Annotated in this window: 6 protein-coding genes; 4 read left to right on the top strand and 2 right to left on the bottom strand. The window is 31.5% G+C overall.

Annotation, left to right across the window (positions count from 1 at the left end):
* Positions 1–414 (top strand): GNAT family N-acetyltransferase (locus ACJ5GX_RS01605; protein ID WP_495292624.1); only part of this gene is annotated, 414 nt, incomplete at its 5' end.
* 253 nt (positions 415–667) lie between these two features.
* Positions 668–1,597 (top strand): AEC family transporter, encoded by a 930-nt coding sequence (locus ACJ5GX_RS01610; protein WP_007302828.1) that lies wholly within the window; start codon positions 668–670, stop codon positions 1,595–1,597.
* A gap of 364 nt (positions 1,598–1,961) precedes the next feature.
* Here the strand turns inward: ACJ5GX_RS01610 and ACJ5GX_RS01615 are convergent, their stop codons facing one another.
* Both ACJ5GX_RS01615 and prfA read right to left on the bottom strand, forming a co-directional pair.
* On the bottom strand, positions 1,962–2,405 hold the full coding sequence (locus ACJ5GX_RS01615; RefSeq protein WP_012481725.1) for a leucine-rich repeat domain-containing protein: 444 nt from the start codon (positions 2,403–2,405) through the stop codon (positions 1,962–1,964).
* Positions 2,406–2,523: 118 nt separating this feature from the next.
* A complete protein-coding gene (gene prfA, locus ACJ5GX_RS01620) occupies positions 2,524–3,615 on the bottom strand; it encodes a peptide chain release factor 1 (protein WP_007302826.1) in 1,092 nt (363 codons plus the stop codon).
* 113 nt (positions 3,616–3,728) lie between these two features.
* Here prfA and yihA point away from each other — a divergent pair, with 113 nt between their 5' ends.
* A complete protein-coding gene (gene yihA / locus ACJ5GX_RS01625) occupies positions 3,729–4,322 on the top strand; it encodes a ribosome biogenesis GTP-binding protein YihA/YsxC (RefSeq protein WP_007302825.1) in 594 nt (197 codons plus the stop codon).
* Positions 4,297–4,821, top strand: a 525-nt coding sequence (locus ACJ5GX_RS01630; protein WP_495292625.1) for an amino acid kinase family protein, incomplete at its 3' end; no start/stop codon positions are given. The genes yihA and ACJ5GX_RS01630, both read left to right, overlap by 26 nt.

Below are 4,821 nucleotides of genomic sequence, written 5' to 3' on the forward strand. Positions count from 1 at the left end.
TACGTTAAAGGATTCAAACGTTTGAAATTTAAGACACAAATTATTGAAAAACCAATGCACGCATTCATTATTAATTGTGATGGAGTTGATATTGGTTATATTCAATATTACAACAAACATGATTTCCCACCTAAACAGATCTATAACACTTTAGAACTTCCAGAAAGTTGTGCTGCTATAGACTGGTATATCGGAGAGCTGAATTATGTAGGTAAAGGAGTTGGTTCACAAGCTTTGAATATATTTTTAAACAAATTTGTCTTTAAAGTTTATGAGAATGCCTTTGTTGACCCAGGTATAGCAAATGTTTGTGCAATCCGTGTTTACGAAAAAGTTGGCTTTAAAAAAATTATGGAAAGTAATAGTGCGATTTTAATGATTAAGGCAAGAATTCCTGAGAACCATTCAAGATGAGTGTTTTTTCAACAATCTACCTAAATTACTAAAAGTGGCTTATAAAAATATACAAGGAGCTTTATACAAACTTAACATAATTTAGTCATAAAAATATCATTATTAAGTCCTATATAAGAACAAATTTTGGCACTCAGTGAATCTTTTTTAACTAACTATGAACTTGATTAATTGGAAAATAAATTTTACTTGCTTTTACAATACCTTAAAATCTAATATCACTTTATCAGCAAAGATATCACAATAGGCTAGTATGTTCTTCACTCTTTTCCTCAAAATATTACCTATTTACATTACAATACTTATTGGTTACTTAGCAGGAAGATATCTTAAAATTGATAGAAATACTATATCTCAAATACTCTTTTATATAGCTAATCCAATAGTGATTTTATACGGAGTATCTCATACAGAAGTTAATTTAAAAGTAATTTCTCTGCCGATTTTGATATGGTTTATAGGTAGTACTATGTCCTTATCAGTGTATTATCTTTCTTCTTTTTTATTTAAGGACAACACGAGAAACATATTAGCGTTTAGCTCGGGCAGCACAAGCATGGGTTATTTTGGTCTACCGATTGCCATGGCTTTATTTGATGAAGATTCAGTGTCTGTGTATGTTGTCTGTTACATAGGAATGGCACTATTTGAAAATAGCTTGGGATTTTATATAGCTGCAAATGGTATCTATACTGCAAAAGAATGCATATTAAAGTTACTCAAACTTCCTTCATTATATGCGATGATTCTAGGCTTCTTTTTAAGTATATATGATATACAAATACCCACTTTTTTGACGGATGTTATGATAAATATCAGAAGTACATTTATCACATTAGGAATGGTGCTGCTTGGAATAAGTATTGCACAAATTACAAATTTTAAAGTAGATTGGAAGCTTGCTTTGACCACTATTGTAGCAAAGTACATATTCTGGCCGTTATTTGTTTTGGGAATTGTCTTACTAGACAAGCATGTTACAGGTATATATGATGAAAGCATCTATAAAGCACTGATGTTACTGGCTATTATTCCAATTTCTGGATCCAGTATAATACTTGCTAATATTTTAAATTACCAACCAGATAAAGCTACTTTATTGCTCCTAATTAGTACTGCAGTGGGACTATTTTATGTTCCACTTATAATATCATTATTTTTTACTAAACTTGTCCCTTTTTAATCAAAAATTTAAGCGCTAGGCCTATTCACAAAACTTGAATTTAGACTAGACTTCTTGGATAATCATAAAAGAAACTAATCCTTTTTTTCCTCTCCTTTCTTATTTTTTTACACAGAATAGGAAGTTATCAATTGATGGAATTTTCGCAATAATGTCAATAGCAGTAAGATTTCCTACACCTTTTAGCAGGTCTATAGTTGAATTTGGATGTTCTATGAGCAGCAACAAATAAATGTAACTTGCCTTTTTCTATATGATGCTATTAACCGAATAGGTATTCGTTTGACATTTCCATATCTTTGTTATCATTAGTAATACTAAAGGGAAAACTAAACTTAATAAGATTTGGAAGCATATTGTTGTTCTATGATTCACGTAATGCTGCTATGCCTTCGTTGCAGACGTTGTCATAAAGTAAATTAAATTCTTTAATATTTGAAAAACTACTACCCCTTAGCGCACTCATTAATATTATTCCACTTTCAACATCAATATCATTAGAAATTAAATCAAGTTTAATAAGATTTGGAAAGTTACCATTCTTTAACAATTTAGTGATTGCTATTGAGCCTTCTGCGCCAATAATGCTAGAAGTTAATTTACACTCAGTAATATTTGGAAGATTAATATTCTCTAATGCTTCATTTAAAACTTCTCCGCACTGAGCATCAATATAACAATTAGATAAAGTCAAGCTTGTAATATTTTGCTTTTTCTGTAAAAAGTTTACTAGCTTTTCCATATATACATATAGATTATTTAACTCTAAGGTGTTACTATTAACATATTGATTAAAGTCAACTTCCATGGTTTCTGTAAGTTATAGAGCTGCTAATTATAGTATAAATTTAAATAATTGTCAACCTTATGAACAACTAACTTTACTTCTTTTTAACCTGATACCTATGCTTTGTTTCAAATTTCCATCAAAAAGTAACATTACCCCCTCCAGTCAACCTTTCTGCTTCATTTCGTGAAATCAATGCCTCAATAAATTCATCTAGTTCACCTTCTTTTATAATCTGTTCTAGTCGATGTGAAGTGAGATTAATTCTATGATCTGTTATTCTTGATTGTGGAAAGTTATAAGTTCTTATACGTTCAGAGCGATCTCCAGAACCAATTTGGCTTTTCCTCATTGTTGACCTTTCCATTTCTTTTTTTTGTCTTTCAATTTCGTATAGCCTTGCTCTCAACACTTTGAGCGCTTTAGCCTTATTTTTGTGCTGCGATTTTTCATCTTGCTGTATTACAACTATCCCTGTTGGCAAGTGGGTGACCCTTACTGCGCTGTCAGTTGTATTCACTGATTGCCCTCCAGGACCACTGGATCTATAAACATCTATGCGTAAATCTTTTTCTTCTATTTCAAAGTCAACCTCTTCTACTTCAGGTAATATTGCAACAGTAGCTGCGGAAGTGTGCAATCTTCCTGAGGATTCAGTTTCTGGCACTCTTTGTACTCTGTGCACCCCTGACTCAAATTTCAGTCTTGCAAAAACTTCTGTTCCATTAATGAGTGCAGAAGCTTCCTTATAGCCACCTATACCTGTATTAGAAATACTTATTGGCTCAAACTTCCAATTTCTTCTTTCTGCATATTTTTGATACATACGAAATAACATCGCTGCAAATAATGCTGCTTCTTCTCCGCCTGTGCCTGCTCTAATTTCTAATATTGCATTTCTTGAGTCATCTTCATCTTTGGGTAATAATGCCAACTTTAGTTTTGCTTTTACTTTCGGTAATACTATCTTTTGCTTCTCAAGAAGTTCTTCTTTTGCTAACTCTTTTATATCACCATCGCTGTTCTCATCTTTCATGATTTCTTCTAAATCTGAAATTTCCTCTTTTAATATATTATATTCATCGATTATCTCGATAATTGGTCTGAGTTCAGAGTATTCCTTTGAAAAACTAACGAATTCTTTTTGACTCAAATTGGTAGGGTTTTCCAGATTTCTCTCTACATCAGAAAACTTTTTTTTTAAGTCTTGTAAATTATTCTCTATATCCATATAGTACAGGTCTAGTTTTCAGCTGTTTAAGTAAGTAATATATACTGAAATAAAAAATTTCTTATATCAAGCAATAACACTATAATTGTCTCGAATATTTCTACCTAAGTATAATGGCAAAACAGATAACATCAATCTGCAGCTTCATATTTGGAGCTTCAGACAAAAAATCATTACCAGATGAGTCGGCTCCAGAGATTGCATTTGCTGGTAGATCAAACGTAGGAAAATCAAGTTTAATCAACTTGCTGATAAACAGCAAAAAAGCTGCAAGAGTTTCTTCTAAACCTGGATGCACTAGACAAATAAATTTTTACTCTATGTACAATGATAAGTTTAGGATTGTCGACCTACCGGGTTATGGCTATTCTTGTGCAAGCAAGGAAGAAGCAGTACAATACTTAAACCTAATTGAGTACTATCTAATTCACAGGAGAAATCTAAAAAGAGTGTTTGTGCTTATAGATAGCAAGGTAGGATTAAAAGAAATAGACAAAGACTTTGTTTATTGGTTAATATGTAATAATATTAACTTTAATATTGTGCTAACAAAAATAGATAAAGTGAATCAGGAAAGTCTAAATGCTATTCTAGAAAATACTCAAAAGTGGGTTAATAATGAACATGTATCAATTCATCAAATAAGCATTCGTGTTAAGCATAAAATCACCAAGGTAAGAGATGAGTTTTTCAAATTTACAAGATAAAAAAATGAAAAGTGATGAATCTTTAAATGGTAAGATGCCATTGAAGGAAAAAACAGAAATATTATTTGAAGTTCTGTCTAACATACCTAAATTTGTAGGCGAAACTTTTATCATCAAATGCAGCAGTGTAATAATCTCAGATGAAACGCTGCTTAGTGCTTTTGCGCATAATGTTGTTCTGTTGAAACAGCTTGGTATAAATCCGGTAGTAGTTCATGACGGAGAATATGAAATTAACTTAGTGTTAAAAATGCTAGATATGAATGATAAGTTTATAAATGGTGTCAGACTTACAGACAAAAGCACTATGAAAATCATTGAAATGGCACTGTGTGGTTCAATTAATAAAAAAATTGTTCAGCATATAAATTCTGCTGGTGGTTCAGCTATTGGACTATGTGGAAAAGATGGCAACCTCATAAAAGCTGAAAAGATAAGCACTACGCTTAGGGAAAATAGATTAAATAATATTGAAAAAATACTAGACATGGGATTTATC

The organism is Wolbachia endosymbiont of Tuta absoluta, from assembly GCF_059414725.1.

Bases quoted from the DNA above. Each gene is read 5' to 3' on its own strand.
- yihA (WP_007302825.1), top strand. From the start codon at position 3,729: ATGGCAAAACAGATAACATCAATCTGCAGCTTCATATTTGGAGCTTCA.
- ACJ5GX_RS01615 (WP_012481725.1), bottom strand. From the start codon at position 2,405: ATGGAAGTTGACTTTAATCAATATGTTAATAGTAACACCTTAGAGTTA.
- prfA (WP_007302826.1), bottom strand. From the start codon at position 3,615: ATGGATATAGAGAATAATTTACAAGACTTAAAAAAAAAGTTTTCTGAT.
- ACJ5GX_RS01610 (WP_007302828.1), top strand. From the start codon at position 668: ATGTTCTTCACTCTTTTCCTCAAAATATTACCTATTTACATTACAATA.